This is a genomic window from Nonomuraea sp. NPDC049480, from assembly GCF_044465905.1.
GTDB lineage: Bacteria > Actinomycetota > Actinomycetes > Streptosporangiales > Streptosporangiaceae > Nonomuraea.
The window spans coordinates 45727-68699 of record NZ_JBITMD010000041.1 but is presented as its reverse complement, the minus strand read 5'-3'; the positions used below and the strand labels follow the sequence as shown (position 1 = coordinate 68699).

The 22973-nt window shown below is 68.4% G+C and carries 16 protein-coding genes; 9 read left to right on the top strand and 7 right to left on the bottom strand.

The features are described from left to right. The first annotated feature begins 157 nt into the window (after window positions 1-157). The 3 genes from ACIBX3_RS56620 to ACIBX3_RS56610 all read left to right on the top strand — a co-directional run bounded on the left by ACIBX3_RS56620 (window position 158) and on the right by ACIBX3_RS56610 (window position 5490). Window positions 158-2812 carry an ATP-binding protein gene (locus tag ACIBX3_RS56620; RefSeq protein WP_397129132.1) on the top strand — a complete coding sequence of 885 codons (2655 nt, stop codon included), beginning with the start codon at window positions 158-160 and terminating at the stop codon, window positions 2810-2812. Window positions 2813-3056: 244 nt separating this feature from the next. Continuing rightward, entirely contained in the window at window positions 3057-4433 is a 1377-nt protein-coding gene (locus ACIBX3_RS56615) for an IS1380 family transposase (RefSeq protein WP_397129131.1), read from the top strand. Between the two features lie 478 nt (window positions 4434-4911). Beyond that, window positions 4912-5490, top strand: a complete 579-nt coding sequence (locus ACIBX3_RS56610; protein WP_397129130.1) for a hypothetical protein — start codon at window positions 4912-4914, stop codon at window positions 5488-5490. 33 nt (window positions 5491-5523) lie between these two features. Here ACIBX3_RS56610 and ACIBX3_RS56605 read toward each other — a convergent pair whose 3' ends face one another. The 4 genes from ACIBX3_RS56605 to ACIBX3_RS56590 are packed head-to-tail and all read right to left on the bottom strand — an operon-like array spanning window position 5524 to window position 9865. Then, the gene (locus ACIBX3_RS56605; RefSeq protein WP_397129129.1) at window positions 5524-6786 is read right to left on the bottom strand and encodes a hypothetical protein; all 1263 of its coding nucleotides are present in this window, start codon (window positions 6784-6786) and stop codon (window positions 5524-5526) included. After that, complete coding sequence (locus ACIBX3_RS56600) at window positions 6783-8060, bottom strand: ABC transporter substrate-binding protein (RefSeq protein ID WP_397129128.1); 1278 nt, start codon at window positions 8058-8060, stop codon at window positions 6783-6785. The genes ACIBX3_RS56605 and ACIBX3_RS56600 overlap by 4 nt, the downstream gene beginning before the upstream one ends. 27 nt (window positions 8061-8087) lie before the next feature. Beyond that, window positions 8088-8912: a carbohydrate ABC transporter permease gene (locus ACIBX3_RS56595; RefSeq protein ID WP_397129127.1), complete on the bottom strand. Its 825-nt coding sequence runs from the start codon at window positions 8910-8912 to the stop codon at window positions 8088-8090. Beyond that, window positions 8912-9865, bottom strand: a complete 954-nt coding sequence (locus ACIBX3_RS56590) for a carbohydrate ABC transporter permease (RefSeq protein WP_397129126.1) — start codon at window positions 9863-9865, stop codon at window positions 8912-8914. The genes ACIBX3_RS56595 and ACIBX3_RS56590 overlap by 1 nt, the downstream gene beginning before the upstream one ends. Window positions 9866-10097: 232 nt before the next feature. On the opposite strand from ACIBX3_RS56590, the gene ACIBX3_RS56585 reads away from it, so the two are divergent. Next, on the top strand, window positions 10098-11138 hold the full coding sequence (locus ACIBX3_RS56585) for a LacI family DNA-binding transcriptional regulator (protein ID WP_397129125.1): 1041 nt from the start codon (window positions 10098-10100) through the stop codon (window positions 11136-11138). 419 nt (window positions 11139-11557) lie between these two features. Here the strand turns inward: ACIBX3_RS56585 and ACIBX3_RS56580 are convergent, their stop codons facing one another. Together ACIBX3_RS56580 and ACIBX3_RS56575 are read right to left on the bottom strand one after the other, a co-directional pair. Next, a complete protein-coding gene (locus ACIBX3_RS56580) occupies window positions 11558-13480 on the bottom strand; it encodes a multicopper oxidase family protein (protein ID WP_397129124.1) in 1923 nt (640 codons plus the stop codon). 6 nt (window positions 13481-13486) lie between these two features. After that, a complete protein-coding gene (locus ACIBX3_RS56575) occupies window positions 13487-13723 on the bottom strand; it encodes a hypothetical protein (protein WP_397129123.1) in 237 nt (78 codons plus the stop codon). A gap of 181 nt (window positions 13724-13904) precedes the next feature. On the opposite strand from ACIBX3_RS56575, the gene ACIBX3_RS56570 reads away from it, so the two are divergent. From ACIBX3_RS56570 to ACIBX3_RS56555, 4 genes are all read left to right on the top strand, one after another. Next, window positions 13905-15230 (top strand): MFS transporter, encoded by a 1326-nt coding sequence (locus ACIBX3_RS56570; protein WP_397129122.1) that lies wholly within the window; start codon window positions 13905-13907, stop codon window positions 15228-15230. Between the two features lie 14 nt (window positions 15231-15244). Continuing rightward, window positions 15245-16594, top strand: a complete 1350-nt coding sequence (locus ACIBX3_RS56565; RefSeq protein WP_397129121.1) for a carotenoid oxygenase family protein — start codon at window positions 15245-15247, stop codon at window positions 16592-16594. Beyond that, window positions 16591-17031 carry an SRPBCC family protein gene (locus tag ACIBX3_RS56560; protein WP_397129120.1) on the top strand — a complete coding sequence of 147 codons (441 nt, stop codon included), beginning with the start codon at window positions 16591-16593 and terminating at the stop codon, window positions 17029-17031. Before ACIBX3_RS56565 ends, ACIBX3_RS56560 begins: the two co-directional genes overlap by 4 nt. 238 nt (window positions 17032-17269) lie before the next feature. Continuing rightward, a complete protein-coding gene (locus ACIBX3_RS56555; protein ID WP_397129119.1) occupies window positions 17270-17773 on the top strand; it encodes a DUF2255 family protein in 504 nt (167 codons plus the stop codon). Here ACIBX3_RS56555 and ACIBX3_RS56550 read toward each other — a convergent pair. Further along, window positions 17735-20467 (bottom strand): AAA family ATPase, encoded by a 2733-nt coding sequence (locus ACIBX3_RS56550; RefSeq protein ID WP_397129118.1) that lies wholly within the window; start codon window positions 20465-20467, stop codon window positions 17735-17737. The two genes, ACIBX3_RS56555 and ACIBX3_RS56550, sit on opposite strands and share 39 nt — an antisense overlap. 455 nt (window positions 20468-20922) lie before the next feature. Here ACIBX3_RS56550 and ACIBX3_RS56545 point away from each other — a divergent pair, with 455 nt between their 5' ends. Then, the gene (locus ACIBX3_RS56545; protein ID WP_397129117.1) at window positions 20923-22935 is read left to right on the top strand and encodes an ATP-binding protein; all 2013 of its coding nucleotides are present in this window, start codon (window positions 20923-20925) and stop codon (window positions 22933-22935) included. The last annotated feature ends 38 nt before the right edge of the window (window positions 22936-22973 follow it).

The following is a 22973-nucleotide window of genomic DNA, read 5'->3' as shown; positions in this document are numbered from 1 at the left end:
CCTACGGCTTCCGCACCGGCCAGACCAAACGGCTACGCTCCCGCTGCGCCGGCACCAGACGAAACCGAGGGTGCCCTCCACTCCGCTTAACAGCGCCGTCACGGGCGCTCAACAGCAGACCTTGCGCAGTGGACTCTGGTCGACGTATGGAGGACATATGAGAAGCATCGCCTTTGTCGACCGGGTGGAACACGTGGGCACACTGATGGAGCTGACGGAAGACGTCTGCCGAGGGCAAAGCCGTGCTCTTGTAGTCGAAGGTCCACTCGGGATTGGTAAGTCCGCCCTCCTCGATGAAGTCGCACGTCTTACACAGTTACGCACCGCGGAACCGGCTCTCCAGGTGATTCGTGCTAGGTGTCAGGCATTTGTCGGTGAGGCCAATGCCTACGGGCCAGTGATGGCTATCTTCAATGCTCTTCATCCGCCGAGGGCCGCCCGGCGCATCAAGTATGCGACTGTGCAGCATCTACCGGAGCTCGTAGGGTCTCTGCCTATAGTGGGTCCAGCCCTTGCAGCCGCGGCGCAGATCACCCAAGCTGCCATTGACTCCGGTTCTGTGCAGGGGGACAGTTTATTGCCGTACCGGCAAAGCCTCGCCCATGGTCTTGCGTCGGCATTGGTGGATGCTCTGGTGAAATCTGGGCCGGCATTGGTGATGGTCGATGATGTGCAGTGGATCGACCCCAGCAGCCTACTTGTCTTTGACCATTTCATCGAGCAGTTCTGGGGCCATCCGGTGGGCGTTGTGCTGGTTCACGAAACGGATCAGGACAGCGGTCCACCAGCCGAAGGAGCAACTGTCAGGGAGTTCCTCGACCGGTGGCAACTGCGGGGGCGCCTGGAGCAGATCACCCTCGGCGGTCTGCCGGACGACGCCGTGGCGGAACTCGTGCGCCTTTACCATAGCCAGGATATCGCCCCGTCGATTTCCGCCTGGCTAAGCCAGCTCACCGGTGGGCGACCTGCCTATGTCGCTCAGTTCCTGCCATTGATCGGTACCGATGGCGGGCTCGACGGCCCACTGCCAGACGCCTTGCGTCGAGCGGTTCGACAGCCGTTGGCAAGCCTGGAGACCTCTGACCGGGAATTGCTGGTCGTGGCTGCTACCCAGGGATCCACATTCCTAGCTCCGCTTGTTGCCCGAGCGGCCAATCTAGAGGAACAGGAGGTCCAGGACAGGCTTCACTGGCTCTCGCGGGAAAGCGGGTTTATCACAGCGGCGCCGAATCCCGACTGGGCGACCCATGCCGACTGCTATCAGTTCAACAATCTTCTTCTTCAGAAGGAACTGTATGCAGAGCAGAGCCCCGGCCGGCGTCGGCAACGTCATACACGGATCGCCGAAGGGCTAATGGCACTCGGCTATGAACTTCCTTTGGAAGCCCGGCTCGATTGCGTCCGCCACTTCCGTTCGGGCGCCCCGCATCCAGCCTCTGGAACTGAGCACCTTAGACTGGCCAAGGATGTGGCAGTCAATGGTCTGTCCTTTGCGGAGGCGGAGACACTCTGTCGCTTCGCGGTCCACGAGATCGAGCGTCTGCCAGAGCGAGCCTCTCACCGGGACTCTCTGATGGCGCAGGCCGTAGAGCTTCTCCTCAACCTCACCGAGATCCACTGGCAGGCACGGCGGCGTCCCAAGGGCGACGACCTGGAAGGTCTAGCTGCACAGGCAGAGGAGGCGGCTCGCCGCTGCGGCGACCCTGCCCTGACGGCCCGCACGGTCATGCTTCATGGCAAAGTCCTCCTACACACCCAGGGACTAGTGCCTTCACTGGACAGGCTAAAGCTAGCGGTGGAACTCGCCCGAGACACTGATGATTCTCTAGCACTCTTCGTCGCCCTCGCCGAGTACGGACGTCAGCTGCCAAAGCGCGATTTGATCGGTGGCCTCACGGTGCTCCGGGAAGCCCAACGGCTCTACGAGACCGACCCCCGGCTACGCAACTTGTCCGATCCCGTCCTTCGCCACGCCCGCAATCTCACCGACATGCAGTTAGGGGTGAATCTCTTCGATGCGGGGGATTTTGGGACGGCACTGGTACACCTCACCGCATGTGTGGAACACCTCCGCGCGGATCCGCTCAATGCGGAACTCCCTATCGCGCTCAACTACCTTGCTCAGTTGTACTCAGCCATGGGGGATGCAGACGCGGCGGAGAACACCCTGCGGGAAGCTCTTTCCTTCGAGGAGACTCGTGGCGGGCTCAGCGGCTGGCACGCCTACAACAGCGCCCTCCTCGCTCGGCTGATGGCACTCGACCCAGCCCGCAGGCACGCCTGTCAGCCGATGCTTGCGGAGGCATGGCGGGAAACCGAGCAAACTTGGCTGCTCAACCTCGTCCCCATCGTCCGTAACCTCTACGCCGAGGTGCTACTTCTGCTTGGCGACACCGATCCAGTCCTGCTGGACCAGGCGCTGGAACTGGCCGAAGACACCATCAAAGAGACCCGGCGAACAGGCATGATCCGGAGTGAGATCGCGGCGCTGTCCCTGGTCAGCAGGATCCGTCATCTGCGTGGCGAGACTGAGGCCGCCGCAGCATTGGCCCGAGATGCCGTCGACATTCTTCGGCGGATGGGAGACCTACCCGCGCTACGCACGGAAGAGGTCCTCCACCATGCTGCAGAGGTGCTGGAAGCCGTTGGTGACAACCGGGAGACTGTCATGTGGCTGCGCGCCGACGTCCAGGGCCGTGTACGACGTATCGCCGATAGTCTTACAGATTCAGCGCAACGAGCCCGTTACCTGCAGCAAGCCTTGCTCAGCCAACAAATTCCCACCCTCGACGAGCAGCCGCGCAGGACATGATGCGGTGATGGCTCAACACGCGCGGGGCATACGCGGGATGATCAAGCGAGCCGCGAGAGCCTTCCAAGGCATCACTGCAGTTCAAACTAGGTGAACATACAGTTTGATCCGCGCTCTCCTAACCTCGGGCTTTCGCGATGAATTTCGCGAGGGTTGATCGACTACATGAGAAAAGTGCTTCTGAGCTGGGAGGATGGGGCTTGTCTAGAGTCCTGTCCGCACCAGATCAAGAAGCACTTTTCACGTGAAGACTATCGCCTCCCACCGCACCATCACCGCCTCCGCCGACGGCACCGGCCTGCTGTCGCATGCCGGAAGTCTGCTCCTGCTCAAGACCCTGCACCTCACCGGCCTGGACCGGGCGCTGTCCGCCGAACTGGAGCGCTGGCGCCCCGAACGCGCGATGCATGACCCCGGCAAGATCGTGGCCGACCTGGCCATCGCCCTCGCGCTCGGCGGCGACTGCCTGGCAGACATCGCCCTACCACGCGCCCAGCCCGACCTGTTCGGACCCGTCGCCTCCGACCCGACCGTCTCCCGTCTCATCGACCGGCTCGCCTGCGACGAGACCAGGGCGCTCAAGGCCCTGCGCGCGGCCCGCGCCATCGCCCGCGAACGCGCCTGGGACCTGGCCGGATCCGCAGCGCCCGGCAGCGACGGCGAACTGATCCCTATCGACCTCGACGCCACCATCGTCATCGCCCACTCCGACAAACAACACGCCGCTCCAACCTGGAAACACACCTTCGGCTTCCACCCGATGACCGTATTCGCCGATCACGGCGCGGGTGGCTCGGGTGAACCGCTGGCCATCCTGCTGCGGCCGGGCAACGCCGGTTCCAACACCGCTGCCGACCACATCGACGCCACCCGGCTGGTCCTGGCCCAGCTGCCCAAGCACCGCCGGCGCCAGGTGCTGATCCGCACCGACTCCGGCGGCGGCACCCATGAGTTCCTGTCCTGGCTCACCAAACCGGGACGCCGCCTGTCGTACTCGATCGGGTTCACCCTCACCGAAGAGATCCAGCAGGCCGTCCTGCGCCTGCCCGCAAGCGCATGGACGCCCGCCTACGACGCCGACCGGCAGGTGCGACCCGGCGCCTGGGTGGCCGAGCTGACCGGGCTGCTGAACTTGTCGGGCTGGCCCAAAGGGATGCGGGTCATCGCCCGCAAAGAGCGTCCGCACCCCGGCGCCCAACTGCGCTTCACCGACGTCGACGGATGCCGCGTCACCTGCTTCGTCACCGACACCAACCGCGGTCAGCTCGCCGACCTGGAGCTGCGCCACCGCCGCCGAGCCCGCGCCGAAGACCGCATCCGCTGCGCCAAGGACACCGGCCTGGCCAACCTGCCCCTGCACCACTTCGCCCGCAACCAGATCTGGTGCGAACTCGTCGCCCTGGCCTGCGAACTGCTCACCTGGATGCAGATGCTCGCCCTGCCCGGCACCGCCGCCCGCGGCTACGAGCCCAAACGCCTGCGCCTACGACTGTTCGCCGTGGCCGGACGGCTGGTCCGCGGCGGCCGGCGCGTACGCCTGCGCCTGGCCGCCCGATGGCCCTGGGCCCGTGACATCCTCACCGCCCTGACCCGCCTGCAAGCCCTGCCGGCCCCACCTTGACCAGACACAAGCCGCCCCTACGACCAAGAAAGGACACCCGCGGGCCCGTGGAACCCCGCCCACCCGACGCGACAGCCGGGCCAGCGGACTGACCACCACCCGCAATCAACCCTCAGCCGGACCGCTCAGCCGACCAATCCTTGATCACGAAAGATCGAGGCTAAAGCGGGTGCCGCAGGTTCGAATCCTGCCGGGGGCACTCTTCGCACCAGGCATATAGCCATCTGACCTGCGGTTCTCTGCCGCAGGTCTTTTGCTTGTTAGGCAGCCGTGGGCGTCAGCATGCAGCCCTAGGACCTTGATCGGGGGACATGCGGGGTTCGAACATCGGCCACGATGCCGACTATGCCAAAAATGCACAATAACCAGCCTATGAGCATCTCTGCTCCTACTCGTGCCCTTTAGAGCAGGCTAAGCGCTCTCTTACCTCGACAATCGCTCGCGAGATCCGTCGTATCACGCAAACCACCGTCGTACAATGAGGCTCGATCCGGCCCATCTGACGCAAGCCGATCAGCTGGCCAGCGTGATCGGGGCGTTCGTCGGCCTGGCCGGGCTTGGGGTGTCGGTGTACGGGGTGGTGCTGGCCCGCCGCGACGCGGCCGCCTCGCCCACCCCGCCGCAGGCCGCCGCGGAGCCCGCCTCGATCACCGGGGCGGGCGAGACGCGTAACACGATCGAGGGCGGCACCTTCCACGGGGCGGTGATCCAGGCCCGCGATATCACCGGCCCGCCGCCGACCGGCGGCCCGGGCGGGGTCGGCAAGACGGCCCTCGCCGTCCACGCCGCGCATCGCGCGCTTGACAGCTTCCCCGGCGGGGTCCTCTTCGCCGACCTGCAGGGCTACGACGAGGCCCGGCGGGTGGACCCCAGCCGCGTCCTGGACGGCTGGCTGCGGGCACTGGGCGTCTCCGGGGCTGGTGTCCTGGTGCACGGGCTCACGGTGTCGGGCAGGTTGAACAGCTCGGGGCCGAATTGCGCGAGTTCGGTGAGGAAGCCGTCTTCGAGGGCGACGACGGACAGTGAGAAGGCCCGGTCACCAGGGATGTGGATGTAGGTGGCTCACGGACTTCTACTCTTGTGATGAGTGTCAGAACAGGCCTACTGGAGCTGTTCCTGATGAGCCTAGGCACTTCCTCACCACATCGAGGGTGGCCGCCAGCTCGGGTTCGGGGACGAAGTGGCCGAAGGTGTCGTTGGCGAAGTAGGAGACGCCGGCCACGGACGTGGCATGCGCGGCCAGGGCCTCCCGCTGGTAGAGATAGGTGCGCCGGTCGTCGAGGTAGGTGCGGTACCAGTACCAGGGGTCGACGAAGTCCAGGCCGAGCAGCGGGCGCGGGCCGCCCAGCGCGGCCTTGCTGAGCAGGTTGGGCACGATCTCGGTACGCTCCACCAGCACGGCGAACGTGCTGATCAGGATCGCGTCGAGCGAGTGGTAGGCGGCGTCGGTCATGCCCCAGGCCGACCGCTCCACCTCGGCCCGCCAGTAGGTGTCCATCCAGTAGACGAGGCCCTTCCCCATGGCTTCGCGCAACCGCAGGAAGAACCGCTCGATCCCGGCCGACCGCTCTGGGGTGAGCGGCGGCGCGTTGTCCGGATGCCAGAACCCGACCAGGCCGAACTGGTTGCCGAGCATAACCCCGTCCAGCCCGAAGTCGGCCGTGAACGCGGCCGTCTGGGCGGCGACGAAGTCCCCGGCCGGCAGCCCGGCCGGAATGCCTGCGGGGAAGGCGGCGTACGGGCGCGGGTCGGGCGCGAGCGGAGCTGTCACGTCGATCACGCCTGGGACGATGTGGCCGCCGGCGTCGGCGGTACCGGCGGCCACCTCCGGGTGCCGTATCGTCTTCCACTCGCTGCGGCAGAACTCCGGGCCCGGCTCCAGATACTCCAGCAGGTTGACCCGCAGGCCGCGCCGCTCCGCCTCGGCGCGCAGGGCCGCGTAGATCCCGGCCAGCGTGCGGTAGTCCATCGGCTGCTCGGAGACGATGAACATCGGCCCGGCGGAGTACGGGTTTGCCGAGCGCTCGCCGCCGTCGCGCACCCGGGCCAGCCAGTTCCGGTTGTGCGCCCTCGCACTGACGGCCGGTCCACCGGGCGCGAGGGCGAAGCAGTTGTAGCGGGCCCAGTCGAAGCGGTCGTCCCACGCGTGGCGGCCGGCGTAGTTGAGGACGTGGTCACCGTTGCCCGCGCAGAAGACCACCGTCACCGGCCGGTCCGCCAGCCAGTCGGCGTGGTGGTCGAAGAACGCCTCCACCCCGGGCGTCGGGTCACGCAGGTCGTCGAAGATCTTCGGCGTGATCCACAGGCACGCCTCCATGGCCGTGTCCGATGGCGGCGAGGGGTCGAACGTCACTTGGCCTCTCCGAAGGCCTTGTCCATGCGGCCGAGCACGGTCGGAACGTCGACCGTCCCGTTGAACAGCTCCTGGATGGAGGTCAGGTGCTCCTGCTGCACCTTCGGGTTGGGCCAGCCCTGGTCCGGATAGAGCGTGGACTTGCCCGCGTTGACCGCGTCCAGCACCGGCTGCTGCAGCGCGTCGGCCTTGAAGGACGGGCTGGACAGCGCCGGGCTGCTGCCGGACTCGGTCGCGTACAGCGCCTGGCCCTCGGGCGAGGCCAGGAACTCCATGAACCTCTTGGCCAGCGCCGGGTTCTTGGCCTTGGCGTTGACGCCGTAGACGATGCCGACCGACACCGGCAGGTAAGTGCCGTCGGCGCTGTCGGTGGCGGGGAACGGGCTCATCGAGAACGTGGTGCCCTGGGGCGCGAAGTTGAGCGCCGACTGCACGGCCGACAACACGTGGACGGCGCCCAGCGCCTTGCCCTGCCCGAGCAGCTGCATCTGCTCGTCGTACCCGACGCCGTTGGGGCTGTCGTTGAAGCAGCCCGCGTCGCGCATCTGCAGGTACATGTCCATGGCCTGCTTCCACTCCGACTTCGCGAAGGTGGCCTTGCCGTCCTTCTGCTGCTGGGTGAACTGCGGGTTCGGGCCGTAGACCAGGGAGGCGGTCAGCGCGTACGGCACCAGCTGGGTCACCCACGCTGACTTGAGGCCGAGGGCGAACGGCACGACGTTCTTGGCCTTGGCGTCCTTGCAGAACGCCAGCACCTCGGGCCAGGTGGCGGGCTTGCTCAACCCGGTCTTGGCCAGCGCCTGGTCGTTCCAGATGGCGCCGATGGCGCCGATCGTCACGGGCACGGCCACGACCTTGCCGGCCGGGTCGCTGGTGACGGCCTTGAGGTCGGCGCTCAGCCCGCCCGCCCAGCTCTCGCCTGACAGGTCCATCAGCATGCCGTCTGCGCCCAGGTCCCGGACGGCCATGGTGTTGCCGCCGCCGGGCCACATGCGGAACACGTCGGGCGCGGTGCCCGAGGACAGCTGGGTGCGCAGCTGCTGCTGGTAGGAGGCGTCGTCCTCGGTGAACGAGGTCTGCACCGTGACCCCGGGATTGGCCTTCTGGAACGCCTCCACCGCCGCCTTGGCCGGCCCCTGACCGGCCGCGGCCAGCGTGAGGACCTGGTCGGACGCGGTGACCTTCGTGGTGCCGCCGCCGCCCGAGGTGGAGCACGCGGCAGCCGCGACGGCGAGGCAGCACACTGCGGATGCGAACGTTTTACCCGACTTCATGACAAACTCCGATCGAGGTGGGGGGTACTAGCCTTTGAGGCCGCCGGCGAAGCCCTTGATGATGTGCTTCTGCAGGGCGAAGTACACGACGAGGATGGGGATCACACTGATCACCAGGCCGGCGAAGATGAGGGGCCACTGCGATACGTACTGGCTGACGAACCCGTAGATCGCCACCGGGGCCGTGGTGTTGTCGCTGCCGCCCAGATACAGCAGCGGGGTGAAGAACTCGTTCCAGATGCCCACCGCGTTGAGGATCACCACGGTGCCGGTGATCGGGCGCAGCAGCGGGAACACCACGGTCACGAACGACCGCAGCGGCCCGCAGCCGTCCAGCAGCGCGGCCTCCTCGTAGTCGAGCGGCAGCTCGCGCAGGAACATCGTGTAGAGGAACACCGAGAACGGCATCTGCTGGCCGACGTTGATCAGGATCACCGACCAGAGCGAGCCGAGCAGGCCGAAGTCGCGCATGGTCGCGTACAGCGGCAGCAGGGCGAGCTGGCCGGGGACGAGCAGGCCCCCGATGACGAAATAGAACGTGTACCGCGACCACCCGCGGGTCACGCGGGCCAGCGGGTAGGCGGCCGTCGCCGCGAAGGCGATGATCAAGACGACGCTGACGGCCGTGATGGCGAAGCTGTTGGCCAGCGCCGCGCCGAGGCTGGCTTGGTCCCAGGCCTGGGCGTAGTTGTCGAACGTGGGCGGGAACTCGAAGGCCAGCGCGCTGGTCTGGCTGTCCTGCGGCTTCAGCGACACGTTGAGCAGGCCGACGAGCGGGACGAGGAACGCCAGCGCGAGCAGGATCAGCGCGGCCTCGCGCGTCAGTGTCCGCCACGTGTAGCGCGCGTGCATCAGGAGACCTTCCTCTGCGTCAGGCGGAACTGCACGCCGGCCAGGACCGCGATGACCACGGTCATGACGACGGCCAGGGCGATCGAGAACGGGAAGTCGCCGAGCGAGAACGCGCTCTTGTAGATCGCCGTTGAGATCGTCTCGGTCGCGGTGCCGGGACCGCCGCCGGTCATGGCCATGACCTGGTCGAACTGCTTGAGCCCGCCGATGAGGCAGAGCATCACGTTGATCACGACAGCGCCGTTGAGCAGCGGAAGCACGACGCGGCGGAACTTGCTCCACGGCCCGGCCCCGTCGATCGTCGCCGCCTCCAGCACCTCGGCCGGGATCGCCTGCAGCCCGGCCAGGTAGATCACCATGGAGTAGCCGGAGAACTGCCAAACGATCTCCAGGACGATCGCGTACAGCGCCGTGTCCGGATCGCCCAGCCAGTCGTGCGCCAGCCCGCCCAGGCCCACCGCCCACAGCGCGTCGTTGACGGCGCCGTTGGGCGACAGCAGGAAGCTCCACACGAAGCCCGCCACCAGCGGGGTCAGCACCACCGGCGCGAAGAAGATCACCCGGAGCACGTAGCGGCTCTTGACGATGGAGTTCACGCCGAGGGCCAGCAGCAGGCCGACGACGTTCTGCACCACCGTGGCGACCGCCGCCAGGACCAGCGTGTTGACCAGCGCGTCACGCGCCGTCCGATCGAAGAAGACGGAGGCGAAGTTGTCCAGGCCGACGAAGGACCAGTCTGGGCGCAGGCCGTTCCAGTCGGTGAAGGAGAACAAAGCGCCGTTGGCGCTGGGCACGACGACGATGAACAGATAGATCGAGATCGCCGGCACGACGAACCACCAGGGGGCGCGCACCCCCACCTTGCGGCGGGAGCCCCCGGCCGGTCCGGAAAGGGCCGGCGCGGCAGGCTCGCGCACGTCAGGTGGTGTCGTCGTCGCATGCGGCAAAGCCACGTGTGACTCCTCTCGCAGGTGACCTGATCGCGTTTGGAGGAGGAAGAGGGGATGATCGCGGCCGTCATAGGGACCGCTCGTTCTAGATTGTGAATCGATTCACGGTGTTTCGGGCAGATTACGCGTCCACCCAACCCGTGTCAACGGAGTTGCAGCTCTCCCGGGCGTTTTCGTGAATCCATTCACGGATACACTAGGCTCGCATCTGGTGGACATGTCAGTGAGGAGTGCGATGACCTCTGGACCGGTGCCGGAGCAGACGCAGGCCGGGGATTCCGCCGCCGCCACGGTCGGAGACGTAGCGGAACGCGCGGGGGTCTCGCGAGCGACCGTCTCCTATACCTTCACTCAGCCGAACCGGGTCTCGCCCGAGCTGCGCCGGCGCGTCCTCGCGGCCGCGGACGAGCTGGGGTACGTCGGCAACGAAGCGGCTCGGCGGCTCCGGGTCGGCCACAGCCTGGCGCTGGGGCTGCTCGTCTCCAGCATGAGCAACCCCGTCTACGCGGAGCTCGCAGCGGGCGCGGAGGCGGAGGCCGCCGCGCACGGCCGCTTCATCCTCGTCGCCAACAGCGACGAGAGCTCCGCGCGCGAGCGCGCCTACCTGAAGTTCTTCGAATCTCAGCAGGTGAGCGGCATCATCGCCGCCCCTGTCCGCGACGTCCCCGCGGAGCTGCTCGGGCTGAGGAGCCGGGGCACCCCGTTCGTCCTCGTCGGCGTCGCCCCCGGCCCGCACAGCTACCCGGCGATCTCGGGCGACAACGAGCGGGGCGGCTATCTCGCGGCTGCGCACCTGCTCGCCCAGGGCCGGCGGCGCCTGGTTTTCGTGGGGGGCGCACACCCTCACGTCGACCTGCGGCTGGCGGGAGCCAAGCGAGCCGTCGACGAGTTCCCGGCGTCGGCCTCCATTGAGATCATCCGCATCCAGGTGCAGACCGCGAAGGTCGGCGAGGCGGTCGCCCGGACGCTGCTCCGGCGCTCGGCGTCCACCTTCCCCGACGGGATCGTCGCGGGCAACGACCTGCTCGCCCTGGGCCTGCTGCACGGGCTGATCGTGGGCGGGATCCGGGTGCCGGAGAATCTCTCGCTGGTCGGCTACGACGACATAGAGTTCGCCGACTTCGCGATCGTGCCGCTCACGACCATCCGGCACCCCTCCGCGGCGCTCGGCGCCAGCGCTGTGCGGATCCTGCTCGGCATGGAGAGTGAGCAGGACACGAAGGGACGTTTCGAGCCCGAGCTGGTAGTCCGCGCGACCTCCCTCCCCCTCGCGTGAAACGATCACACGAGCGCCAGACGTCCGTAACCGACTGTTGACACCGCCGCAACATCGTCACTACGGTCGCGCCATGCTGATCCGTGAATCGATCCACGATCACGGCCGGGCCGCGTCACAGCGCACTCCCCGGCGGCTTCGGGTTATCAGCAGGTCCGTCCAGCCGATCTTCGTGGCCGCTGCCACCCGGCTCGCCGCTTTTCACCCTGCCCAACGTCCAGCTCACACCGCACATCGCCGGGTCGGCGAGCACCGAGATGCACCGCATGGGCGCCCTGGTCGTCGCCGAACTCGGACGATACCTCGATGGGCTGCCGCTCCTCCATGAGGTGACGAAAGGACATGAACCGGCTCGCCTAGGTCCAGGTTGACTGCGGCGAGGTTCCGCCCGCCCGTCCTCCGGACGAGGAGGCCGGGCATCATTCGGGGATGTGGTCTTCGGTGTAAGGGGTGGTGACGTCCGCGTACCCCAGGTGCATGATCATGCCTTCGGACGCGTGTTTGAAGTTATGGCAGTGATCCATCCACAGGCCGGGATTGTCGGCGGTGAAGGCGACCTCGAACACCTCACCCGGCGCCACGTTGAGTGTGTCCGTCCACCACGGGCTGCCGATGGACGGGACGCCGTTGCGGGACAGCACTCGCACGCGGTGCCCATGCAGGTGCATCGGATGATCGATGAGGCTGCGGTTGCTGATACGGACCTTGACCCGGTCGCCCTCGTCGACCATCAGCATGGGCACCGCGGGATAGAGGCGGCCGTTGATCGAGCTGCTCACGTAGTTGAACCGGCCCTGCGCGAAGCCGAATCCGTCGTCCAGTCCGATGTCGAAGGTGCGGTCGTAGTGCTCCTGAGCGGGCGGTGTGCCCGTGCCGTAGGTGAGCGGGTCGAACAGTGGCCCGGCGCCGAGTGCGGCGGGTGGGCTCTGCCCGGTGGGGCTGAAGGCGAGGGCGGCGTTGCCCGGGAACTCGGCGGTGTCGAGCGACACGGTGACGGTGCCGTCCGGCATGGTGAAGGCGGCGTCGTAGCGTCCGCCCGCGGCCAGCAGCAGGTCGGTTCCCGAGGGCACCGGGGTGCCCCCCTGAACCTCGTTTCCGTCGATGGCGGTCACCGTGTACGCCACGCCGCTGAGGTGCAGGCGCTGCGGCTCCTCCGAGCTGTTGACGAACCTGAGCAGGACCGGCTCGCCCGCGGCGACGGCCTGCTTGCTGGGCTGGTCGGCTGTGTCGAAGGCGGGGATCGGATCGTCGGCACCCGGCCACAGGTGGGTGAACACCACCTTCTCGGACGCTGTCCTCTCTGGCGCCTGATGATCGTCCTCGACGATCAGGGCGCCGAACAGGCCCCGCTCCACGGTCTTGGACGAGTCTCGGTGGGTGTGGTACCAGAAGGTGCCCGGGCGATCGGGGACGAACCGGTAGACGTGCCGGCCGCCCGGCATGACGGCCTCCTGGGTGACCCCGGGCACGCCGTCCTCGGCGTTGGGCACGTCGACGCCGTGCCAGTGCACCGTCACCCCCTCGCGGACGTCGACGTTGACCAGGGTCACCTCGACGAGCCGTCCCTGAAGTACCCGGATCGCCGGTCCCGGAGACTGGCCGTTGAAGGTCAGTGCGTCGACCTGACGGCCGGAGGCCAGGCGGACCTTGCCCTGCGCGGCCGTCAAGGTGAAGCGGGCGTCTGGTGTTCCGTCGCGCGGGCCGGTGAGCTGCTCGACGCTGCGGGCGCCGGCGGAATGATGGTCATGAGCGGGTACGGCGCCGCCGCCCCAGTCCATCGACATCGCCGTCTGGTTGTCCTGGTAGGCCAGGCCCAGCGCGATGGCGGGCACCAGCAGGGACAGGAGCGTGAGCCAGGGCGCGCGCGAGCCGCGCGAACCGGCCGCCCGCCATCGTGCGAGCGCAACAGACATCCCCATCGCCAGTAGTGAGGCGATCAATGCGATCAGCGGGCTGGCTTGGGCGAACGGGATGTACAACCAGATTGCTGACAGCGCTCCACCCACGGCGGTGGCGTGGGCGGCCATGGAGATCCTCTCCGGCGACCATCCCCGCCATACCGCGACCATGGCCACGACAGCCGGCACGGCCGCCAGGAGAACTTCGAAGCTGAGGCGAGAGGTGGTCAGCGACAGCCCGCCGGTGCCGATCAGACCCACCACGACCAGGCGGATCAAGATCAGGGCCGCCATACCGTACAGCGCCAGAGTCAGGCGAAGCAGCGCGCGCTGCGTGTCGGCGGGACGGCTGAGCAACCGCCCCGCGCGCCTGCCCGTGATCATGGCCACGGTCATGACGGCGAGGGCAAGGACCATGTCGGTGAGGAAGAGGGGCTCGAACATCGGGCGTCAGTCCCACAGACTGACCGCGACGAGCATGGCCGCCGCCGGCAGGAGCAGCCAAGGCTCGGACAGCACCAACACTGCGATGAAGATCAGGGCGAACCAGGCCAGGCCCTTGGCGGCACGACGCTTGGCCATGCGCTTCTTGCCGTGCTTGTCCTTCTTGTCGGGCTCGTACGGCGTGGGTTCGGTAACGGTTTCCTGCGGCGGGAGCTCTGATGTCGGAGTTTCCTTCGTTTGCATGAGCACAGCGTGTTCCCAGGCCGCAGACCATCGCGTCGGTGACTATCGCCTAGTCAGTGCCGGCCGTAGGCAGTCGGCGGTCCGAGGAATCCCCAGGCCGGTATGGCCGCCGTAGGCGCTCGCATTGCTTAGGCGATTTCTACCGACGCGAGCGCGGAAGCGGTGATGCGATCTTTGCGTCATGAACGGCCCCCGACTCGAAGAGCCGCCCATCCGATCCAGACCGTGGTTTCCGCTGGCGGCCCTGGCGACCGCCCAGTTCCTCGTCGTGCTGAGCACCTCGATCGTGAACGTCGCGCTTCCGGAGATCCGCACCGGCCTGGGACTCTCATCGGCGGGGTTGTCGTGGGTGGTCAACGCCTATGTGCTGGTGTTCGGCGCGCTGCTGCTGCTCGGCGGCCGATCAGGTGACGTCTACGGCCTGCGCCGCGTCTTCCTGCTCGGCGCCGGCCTGTTCACGCTGTCTTCCCTGGCCGCGGGACTGGCTCCGGGGGCCGCGCCACTGATCGCCGCGAGGGCGGCCCAGGGGGTGGGGGCGGCGCTGCTCGCACCGACGGCGCTGGCCCTGATGCTGACCATTTTCCCCGAGGGGAGCGGGCGCGGCACCGCGCTGGGCGTGTGGGGCGCGGTCTCCGGGGCGGGCGGCGCAGCGGGCGTTCTGCTGGGCGGGCTGCTCAGCGGTCTTTTCGGCTGGCGTTCGGTGTTCTTCGTCATGATCCCCGTCGCCATCGCCGTGATGATCGCCACCTGGGTGCTGGTCGCCGCCGACCGGCCGCGCGGTGGCCGGCTCGACCTCGGCGGAGCGCTGACGGTGACGGCCGGCCTGGTCACCCTCACCTATGGACTGTCCGGCTCGTGGCCCGCGTCGATCGCCGGACTCATCCTCCTGCTGATCTTCGTCGTCCTCCAGCGGCGGACGGCCGACGCGCTCGTGCCGGCACGAATCTTCGCCGTGGGCGCGGTAGGCGCGGCGAACCTGCTGATGGCGCTGCTCGGCGCGGTCTGGCTCGGCCTGTTCTTCTTCCTGCCGCTCTACCAGCAAAGGGTGCTCGGATACACCCCGATGGAGGCGGGGCTCACCCAGTTGCCGCTCGCCCTGACGATCACCCTGGCTTCCTGGATCACCCCACGGCTGGCCGGTCGGCTGTCCACGCGATCCGTGCTGGCCGGTGCGCTGATCTTGCTCGCCGCCGGGCTGGTGTGGCTCTCCAGGGCGCCCGAAGACGGCGCCTTCCTCATCGACCTGCTCGGCCCCTCGTTCCTGGCGGGCGCCGGGCTGGGGATGACGTTCGTCCAGCTCACCACGCTGTCGTCGGCGGGCGTCCCGGCCGCTGACAGCGGCCTCGCCGGTGGGCTGATCAACGCCACCCGTCAGATCGGCGGAGCGATCGGCCTGACCGTCCTCACCGCCGTCTCCGCCGCGGGCGGGTACGGCTCCGCCTTCCTGGCCTCCGCCGCGATCACCTTGCTGACCGTACTCCTCGCGTTCGTCACCATCAGAAACTGAAAGGAATCCGCTCCATGAGCATCGACTTGCCTAAGCCGTACATCAGCGGCCATTTCGCACCCGTTCCCGACGAGATCACCGCCCGCGAGCTGACCGTTCACGGCACGCTGCCGCCGGAGCTGAACGGGCGCTACTTCCGTAACGGCCACAATCCCAGACCGAGCGTCACCCCTTCGCACTGGTTCCGCGGCACGGGCATGGTGCACGGCGTACGCCTGGCCCAGGGCCGGGCCGAGTGGTACCGCAACCGCTGGGTGCGTACCCCTTATCTGGACGGCGTGCCGTTCACCGGGACGGAGCTGGAGGTCAGCGCCGCCGCCACCAACATCATTTTCCACGGCGGCCGCTATCTGGCGCTACAGGAGGCCAATCTGCCTTGGGAGGTCAGCTCCGAGCTGGACACGATCGGCCCGTACGACTTCGGCGGCAAACTGACCAGCGCGATCACCGCCCACCCCAAGGAGGACCCTGTCACCGGTGAGCTGCACTTCTTCAGCTACAGCCCCTTCCCGCCGTACTTGACGTACTTCGTGGCCTCGGCCGCCGGCGAGATCATCCGTTCGGAGGTCGTCGAGGGCTCGGGTCCGTCGCTGATGCACGACTTCGCCATCACCGCCGACCACGCCGTCTTCCTCGACCTCCCCGTGGTGTTCGACCACGCCGAGCACTCCGGCATCCCGTACCGGTGGAGCGACACGTACACGCCGCGCATCGGCGTCCTGCCGCGCTCGGGCCCTTCGGAGGTCACCTGGTTCGAGGTGGAGGCGGCGGCGCTGCTGCACGTCACCAACGCCTACGCCGACCAGCAGGGACGCGTCGTGATCGAAGGGCCGCGCTACGACCGCGCGAGCTGGGAGTCGTCGTGGAAGTGGTGGATCGGCTCCCCCGGGTACGGCCCCACCCCGAACGCCGGAGCCACCTTCCACCGCTGGATCCTGGACCCCGCCACCGGAAAGGCCACCGACGAGCCCCTGGACAGCCTGGTCACCGAGTTCCCCAGCATCAACGACGCCCACACCGGGGCTTACAACCGCTACAGCTACGCCATCGCCTTCCCCGGCGCCGGCCTGGAGGGCTACTCGACGATCAAGTTCGACGCTGTCACCGGCGAGCGGCAACTGCTCGCCCACGGCGAGGACCGCATGCCCGGTGAGGCGGTGTTCGTCCCGGCCGAGGGCGGCACCGGCGAGGACGAGGGCTACCTGCTCACCATCGTCAGCGACCTCAAGGCCGACGCCTCCCAACTGCTCGTGCTGGACGCGAGCAACCTGCACAACGCCCCCATCGCCACGGTCGAACTGCCCCGCCGCGTCCCGGCGGGCATCCACGGCCACTGGATCGCCGACCAGGAGGACTCCCTGTGATCACCGCAATCGACCATGACGCCCCCGTCGTCGTCCGCCGCGACATCACCATCGACGCCCCGCTCCAGCGGGTCTGGGACCTGCACACCGACGTGCCCGCCTGGCCGGCGTGGCAGTCCGACATCACGGCCGCCCGCGCCGACGGCGCACTCGTCCCCGGCGCCGTCTTCCACTGGAGCACCTTCGGGCTGGACATCGACTCCACCGTCCACGTGGTCGAGGCGCCGAATCGCATTCTGTGGGGTGGCCCGGCCCACGGCATCACCGGAATCCACCTGTGGACGTTCCACGAGGAGAACGGCGTGGTCCGCGTGCACACCGAGGAGTCGTGGGACGGCGATCCGATCCGCGCCGATGTCGAGGGCATGCGCGCCGCGCTCAACGGGTCACTGGGCGCCTGGCTCGACCACCTCAAGAAGGCCGCCGAGAGCGCCTGAACGGACACCGTGTGGCGGCTCGGCCGCCACACGGTGTCTCCTCGACGATCGTGCTGGGGCACATATTCGTGGGTGAGCCTGGACGTTCCCCGGTCACGGTGGCAACCATGAAGAGGGCGCCCACCGCGCACGGTGCGGCCGCGGACGCCACCGCGCCGCCCGCGGCAAGAGAGCGGCGAACCTACCTCACAACCACGGACCTCAGGCAAGGCGGCGTTCACCGTGGTGAATCGGATAGGTGAACGTCGCCGACGCGAGAACGCCAGCGAAAAGAGATCTTGGTCTCGTGAGCACCTTTGAAGGAATCGCCGAAATCGTCCTGCGGGTCCGCCGTGCGGACGGCTCCTGGTCCGTCAGATCGATTTGGGTTGTCGTGGTGGACCAGGATGTCTACGTCCGCTCCGCATTCGGGCGCCGCGGCGCCTGGTACCGCGCGGTCCGCGCCGGCGCCCCTGCCGAGATCGAAACGGCCAGGGCGATCCTTCCCGTCCGGCTGGAACCGGTGCACGACCCTGCCGTCCATCGGAAAGTCTCGGATGGTTACCGGGTGAAGTACGGGCTGAGCTGGCCGGGCCCGGTGGAGACGATGCTCACGGACGAGGCGTGCGCCACCACGATGCGCCTGCACGTGGGTGATGCCGGGAGCTCGGACGGCCAGGCTGTCCCCGGCAGTTCCGCGAGTGCTCGGAACCCGCCCGCGTCCTCACTGGATCGCCGGCAGATCCCTGAGCTGCCGGCGTGAGGTGATGCCCAGCTTGCCGAAGATGTTGCGAAGGTGAGCGTCGACCGTACGGGGGCTGAGGAACAATCGGGCGGCGACCTCCTTGGAGGTCTCTCCGGAGGCGACCAGGCGAGCGATGTGCGCCTCCTGCATGGTGAGCCCTTCGCCCGCTCTGGACGAACGGCTGCGGGCGTGTTCGCCCGTGGCACGCAGTTCGCCGGCGGCGCGGCGGGCGAACGCCTCCACGCCCATCCCGGAAAACAGCTCATGAGCGATGCGGAGTTGCTCTCGTGCGTCTCGCCGCCGCCCCTGCCGCCGCAGCCACTCCCCGTACAGCAGGTGCGCCCGGCCCCGGTAAACGGCCGCCCGGCTGCCTTCAAGGTGCGTGAGGGCCTCGCGGTAGGCGCCCTCGTCGTCGGTAACCAGTGCCCGGCAGTACGCCTCCACGCCCAGTCCCCAGGCGGCGCCGCTGGCGGAAGTGCGCTCGGCCAGGGCCGCCAGCGCCGTCGCGGCCGGTTCCCGCTCGCCGCAGCGCACCGCCGCCTCGATGAGCTCGGGCAGGGTGAGCCCGCTCGTGGCGAGTTCGCCGTTCTCGACGGCCTGCCGCGCTGCGACGAGCGCCGCCGGGTAGTCGGCCAGGCCGTTGCTCAGCACGGCCGTCGCCCAATGGGCGCTGAGGGTCATCGGGTTCGCCGTGGTGGCGGCCTCGATCAGCTCGACGGCCTCCTTGCGGCGACCGCGCAGGGCCACCAGATGAAGCCGGGGGTAGATCAGCGGTGCGGCCCCGGTGACATCGGCGATCGCGTCTCCTTCGGAGATCAGCTCGATGGCCGTCCTGAGGTCGCCGGCGTGTGCCGAGGCGGTGGCCAGCATGGCCAAGCCGATGGAGAGAGTGAGATGCGAACCAGATTCGCGACCCGCCTCCACCACGCGGGCGGCGATGTCGAAATAGGCGTCGAAGTCCCATAGCTCCACCGAAAGCAACGAGCCCAGCGACGGGCGCCGGATCCACACCTCGTTGTCGACGTCAACGACGATCGGCCGCAGCACGGGGACCGCGGCCCGGTGGCCGTCGGTGGCCAGGCTGACAAGGGCGTCCAGTACGACATCGGCGCTGTCGGGTGGCTGCGGAGCCGGCGGCGCCGAACGGGCCGCGTCGACGATCGCGCCCATGGCGTCCCCCACGTGGCCGATGATGATCCCCATCTCCAGCGCGTCCAGGTAGCAGGCACGCGACCATTTCACGTCCACATCAGCCAGCTCCTGGGCCGCTCGGAGCAGGTAGGTGGGGGCGTCACCGGCGCCGCGGTGCCGGGCGAAGGAGATCCGGCCGTGCAGGAGGCCGACGCGTGCGCCCTGGCGCCGGTTCAGAGAGCCGGCCGCCACGCTGGTCAGGAGTTCGGCTGCCACATCCAACGCGCCCGCCTGGAGTTTGGCCTGTGCCGCCGCGAGGACTCGCTCGATACGCCGGTCGGGGTCGAGCGAGAGAGCCGCCGCCCGTTCGAGGAAGGCCGCCGCGGCCGCCACGCCACCGCGCGCCTGAGCACGAGTCGCGGATTGCTCGAGTTCCGCGGCCACGTCCTCGTCGGGTCCGGCGCTGGCCTGGGCGCGATGCCAGGCCAGCCGGTCCGGGTCCGCCGCCGGGTCGGTGGCCGCGGCCAGCGCGTGGTGGATCTTGCGGCGTACGGCAAGGTCTGCGGTTCGGTACGCGGCCGATCGCGCCAGTGGATGACAGAAGCGGATCCGTGTCCCGAACTCGGCCAGGGCGGCGGCTTCCGCGGGTCCGGCCGCCGTCACGTCCAGGTCCAGCAACTCGGCCGCCCGCCACACCAGCCTGGGGTCACCGATCGGCTCGGCGGCCGCTATGGCGAGCAACAGTCGTGTCTCGGCAGGCAGGGATGCCAACCTGGCCTGGAAGCTCCGCTCGATCTTGTCCGAGGGCGAGGACGCCTCGGGGAGGGCGAATCCCCCTGCCATCGCGGCCATGCCCGCGCTTCTGGGAAGCTCCAGCAGCGCCAGCGGGTTGCCGCGTGCCTCCGCCAGGATGCGGTCACGTACCCGCTCGTCGAGCGGAGCGCGGATCTCGGCGGCCAGCAGCGCGCGTGCGTCCGCCTCGGTCAGCCCGTCGACGGCCAGGCTCGGGAGCTCTTCGAGTTCGGGCAGGGGGCTCGATCGGCGCAGGGCGAACACCACGGCCACGGGTTCCGCGGCGACCCTGCGGGCGAGAAAGGCCAGTGCTTTCGCCGAGTCGCGGTCCAGCCATTGGGCGTCGTCGACCACGCACAACAGAGGGCTTTCTCCCGCCGCCTCGGCCAACAGCCCTAGTGTGGCGACGCCGACCAGGAACGGATCCGGCGTACCGGTGTCCAACCCGAAGGCGATGTCGAGGACCTTGCGGTGCGGACCCGGCAGCGCGGAAAGATGGCTCAGGACCGGCGCGCACAGCTGGTGGAGGGCGGCGAAGGGCAGCTCCATCTCGAACTCCGCCCCGGAAGCGAGCATGACCTCGAATCCGGACGCCGCTTCCCGCACGTGCCTCAGCAACGCGGATTTGCCGATGCCCGGCTCTCCACGCAGGACCAGCGCCCCTCCCTGACCACCTCGCGCCGAGCCGATCAACTCATCGAGCCGGCGGATCTCGTCCTGCCGGCCGAAGAGAGCAGGCGAAGACGGCCCTGATCGCCTTGCGTTCTCGGGCACGTCCAACTGCGTCACACTCAACCTTCGCCTCCGTCTGCCGCTGACCGCCAGCACCCTACTTGGCGTGCAGGCTCTAGGCTCTGCCCGGGTGGCTGATCAAGGCGGAGGCCACCCTCCTGCCCTAAGACGCGAACCCCTAAGTCGTCCAGCCCTCCGGCGTGGCATCACGGAGCCGAGGAAGCTCGTGGGCGGACAGTCGGGCGAGCGCCGTGGCTTCATGGGGCTGTCCGGCCTTTGACGCGATCCGGGCCCCACCGGATAGGTAAGAGTCGCCGACGCGAACGCGCGCGAGCCACTGCGATCGTGGCGAGTATGAGCAGCGCCCCTCTTGGCTAGGGGAAACGCGCTCGATCAAAAGCGATCCCGACGTTTCGCGAGACGTGTGGCCGCGGCCGGAAAGGGGACTGGTGAGCAGTGGAGGGGTGGGCGTGCTAGAGGGCCAGGTGCAGGCGGCACGAGACCGTGCCTTCGTGGGGCGGGTGGTTGAGCTGGGCGCTTTCCGCGCCGCGCTGTCCGGTGGCGAGAAGCCTGTCGCGGTGGTGTACCTGCACGGGCCCGGAGGCATGGGCAAGTCCATGCTGCTGCGCCGCTTCGCCGCCGAGGCGCGAGCGGCTGGACGTCGTGTGCTGGAAATCGACGGCCGGCTCATCGAGCCCACTCCGGAGGCGTTCGCGAAAGAGGCCGAGACGGTGCTCACCGGCGAACGCGCCGTCCTGCTCGTCGACACCTTCGAACGATGCCAGGGACTCGAGGTATGGCTGCGGGACAGGTTCCTGACCCGGCTGTCGGCCGGGGCGCTGGTCGTCATCGCGGGACGGCAGCCGCCGGACGTGCGGTGGGTCTCCGATCCAGGCTGGGCGGAGCTGCTGCGGACCGTGGCCCTGCAGAATCTCGCCCCGGACGAGGCCACGGACTTCCTGCGCCTGCGTGGCGTGCCGGAGCGGATGCACGCGGCGCTGCTGGCCTTCACCGGCGGCCATCCCCTCGCCCTGACGCTCGCCGCGGCGGTGGCCGAGCGGGACGAAGAGCGGAGGGCGGACTGGCGGCCCAGCCGGGATGTGATCGAGACGCTGCTGCCCCAGCTGATCGGCGAGGTGCCCACGCCGGTGCACCGCCGGGCTCTGGAAGTGTGCGCCCACGCGTATCTCACCACGGAGTCGCTCCTGCGTGCCGTGCTCGGCGACGAGGCGGTGCCGATGTTCGCCTGGTTGCGTGGCCTGCCGTTTGTCGAGTCCGCCCAGCAGGGTCTATTCCCGCATGACGTGGTGCGTGAGGCGCTGGAGGCGGACCTGCGGTGGCGTGATCCAGAGGGGTACGCGGAACTGCACGTCCAACTTCGCCGCCACTTCTTCGAGCGGATCCAGACGGCCCCAGAGAGCGGGATGCTGCCCGCCGTGGGCGCGTTCATGTATCTGTACCGGACCGATCGGTACATGTCCGACTACACCACCTGGCGTGGCGAGGGCGAGCTGTGGCTGAGCCGCTGCGAACCGGCCGACCACGCCACGGTGATCGACATGACGGCCGAGGTCGAGGGGCCGGACTCAGCGGCCCTGGCGCGTTTCTGGCTGAGCCGACAGCCGGAGGCGTTCCGGCTGTGCCGGTCGACGCGGAACGACGAGATCGTGGGCTTCTCTGCCTGGTTGCGGCTGACCGAGCCGTACGGCGAAGACGCCGACCCCGTGATCGAGACGGTCTGGGCGCACGCCCGAAGCTCCGCCTCGCTGCGTCACGGTGAGCATCTCGGCGTGGCGCGCTTCTCCGTGACCTCGCCGAAATATCGCAGGACCCCCGACAGTCCCATCTCGCCGGTCGAGGATCTCCATCAGTGGCGGATCGTGGCCGAGGTCGCCCGTGCCGGGCCCAGGCTGGCCTGGTCGTACCTCGCGATCCGCGCCGGAGAGTTCTGGGCTCCGTACCTGACCAGTCTCGGCCTCGACGTCATCGCGCACCGGCCGCGGGTCGGCGACCTGACCTACACGCTGTTCGCGAACGACTGGCGGATCCAGCCGGTATGGACATGGGCGGAGGAGCGGACCCGTCTAATACTGTCAGGCCTGCCGTTTGTTCCTGAGGCGCCCGCCACGGGCCGGCGCACCGAACTCGTGGTCCTGGACCGGCCGGAATTCGATGCCGCCGTGCGCGACGCGCTGCGCGTGCTGCAGCGGCCGACGGAGCTCGCGATGAATCCGCTGGCCCGCAGCAGGTTGATCGTCGAGCACGGTGCGGCGCTGCATGACGTACTGACCCAGGCCATCGAAGCGCTGCGCAAGGAGCGGGGCGGCGAGAAGCACCATCGTACGGTCGCGGCCACCTACCTGCGCAGCGTGTCCACCCAGGAGTCGGTCGCCGCGCGGCTGGGGCTGCCGTTCAGCACGTATCGCCGGCATCTTGCCGGCGGGGTGGAGCGAATCTGCGATGCGCTGTGGCGCCAGGAGATATACGGGGCAGGCGCCGATCAGCGGGATGCAGGGCATCACTGAGCTGCGAACCGCCGATCGTCGCAGGCCGGCGCGCCGTG

Coding starts and splice junctions, on each gene's coding strand:
- ACIBX3_RS56620 (WP_397129132.1), top strand. CDS start 158: ATGAGAAGCATCGCCTTTGTCGACCGGGTGGAACACGTGGGCACACTG.
- ACIBX3_RS56610 (WP_397129130.1), top strand. CDS start 4,912: ATGAGGCTCGATCCGGCCCATCTGACGCAAGCCGATCAGCTGGCCAGC.
- ACIBX3_RS56600 (WP_397129128.1), bottom strand. CDS start 8,060: ATGAAGTCGGGTAAAACGTTCGCATCCGCAGTGTGCTGCCTCGCCGTC.
- ACIBX3_RS56595 (WP_397129127.1), bottom strand. CDS start 8,912: ATGCACGCGCGCTACACGTGGCGGACACTGACGCGCGAGGCCGCGCTG.
- ACIBX3_RS56585 (WP_397129125.1), top strand. CDS start 10,098: ATGACCTCTGGACCGGTGCCGGAGCAGACGCAGGCCGGGGATTCCGCC.
- ACIBX3_RS56580 (WP_397129124.1), bottom strand. CDS start 13,480: ATGTTCGAGCCCCTCTTCCTCACCGACATGGTCCTTGCCCTCGCCGTC.
- ACIBX3_RS56575 (WP_397129123.1), bottom strand. CDS start 13,723: ATGCAAACGAAGGAAACTCCGACATCAGAGCTCCCGCCGCAGGAAACC.
- ACIBX3_RS56570 (WP_397129122.1), top strand. CDS start 13,905: ATGAACGGCCCCCGACTCGAAGAGCCGCCCATCCGATCCAGACCGTGG.
- ACIBX3_RS56565 (WP_397129121.1), top strand. CDS start 15,245: ATGAGCATCGACTTGCCTAAGCCGTACATCAGCGGCCATTTCGCACCC.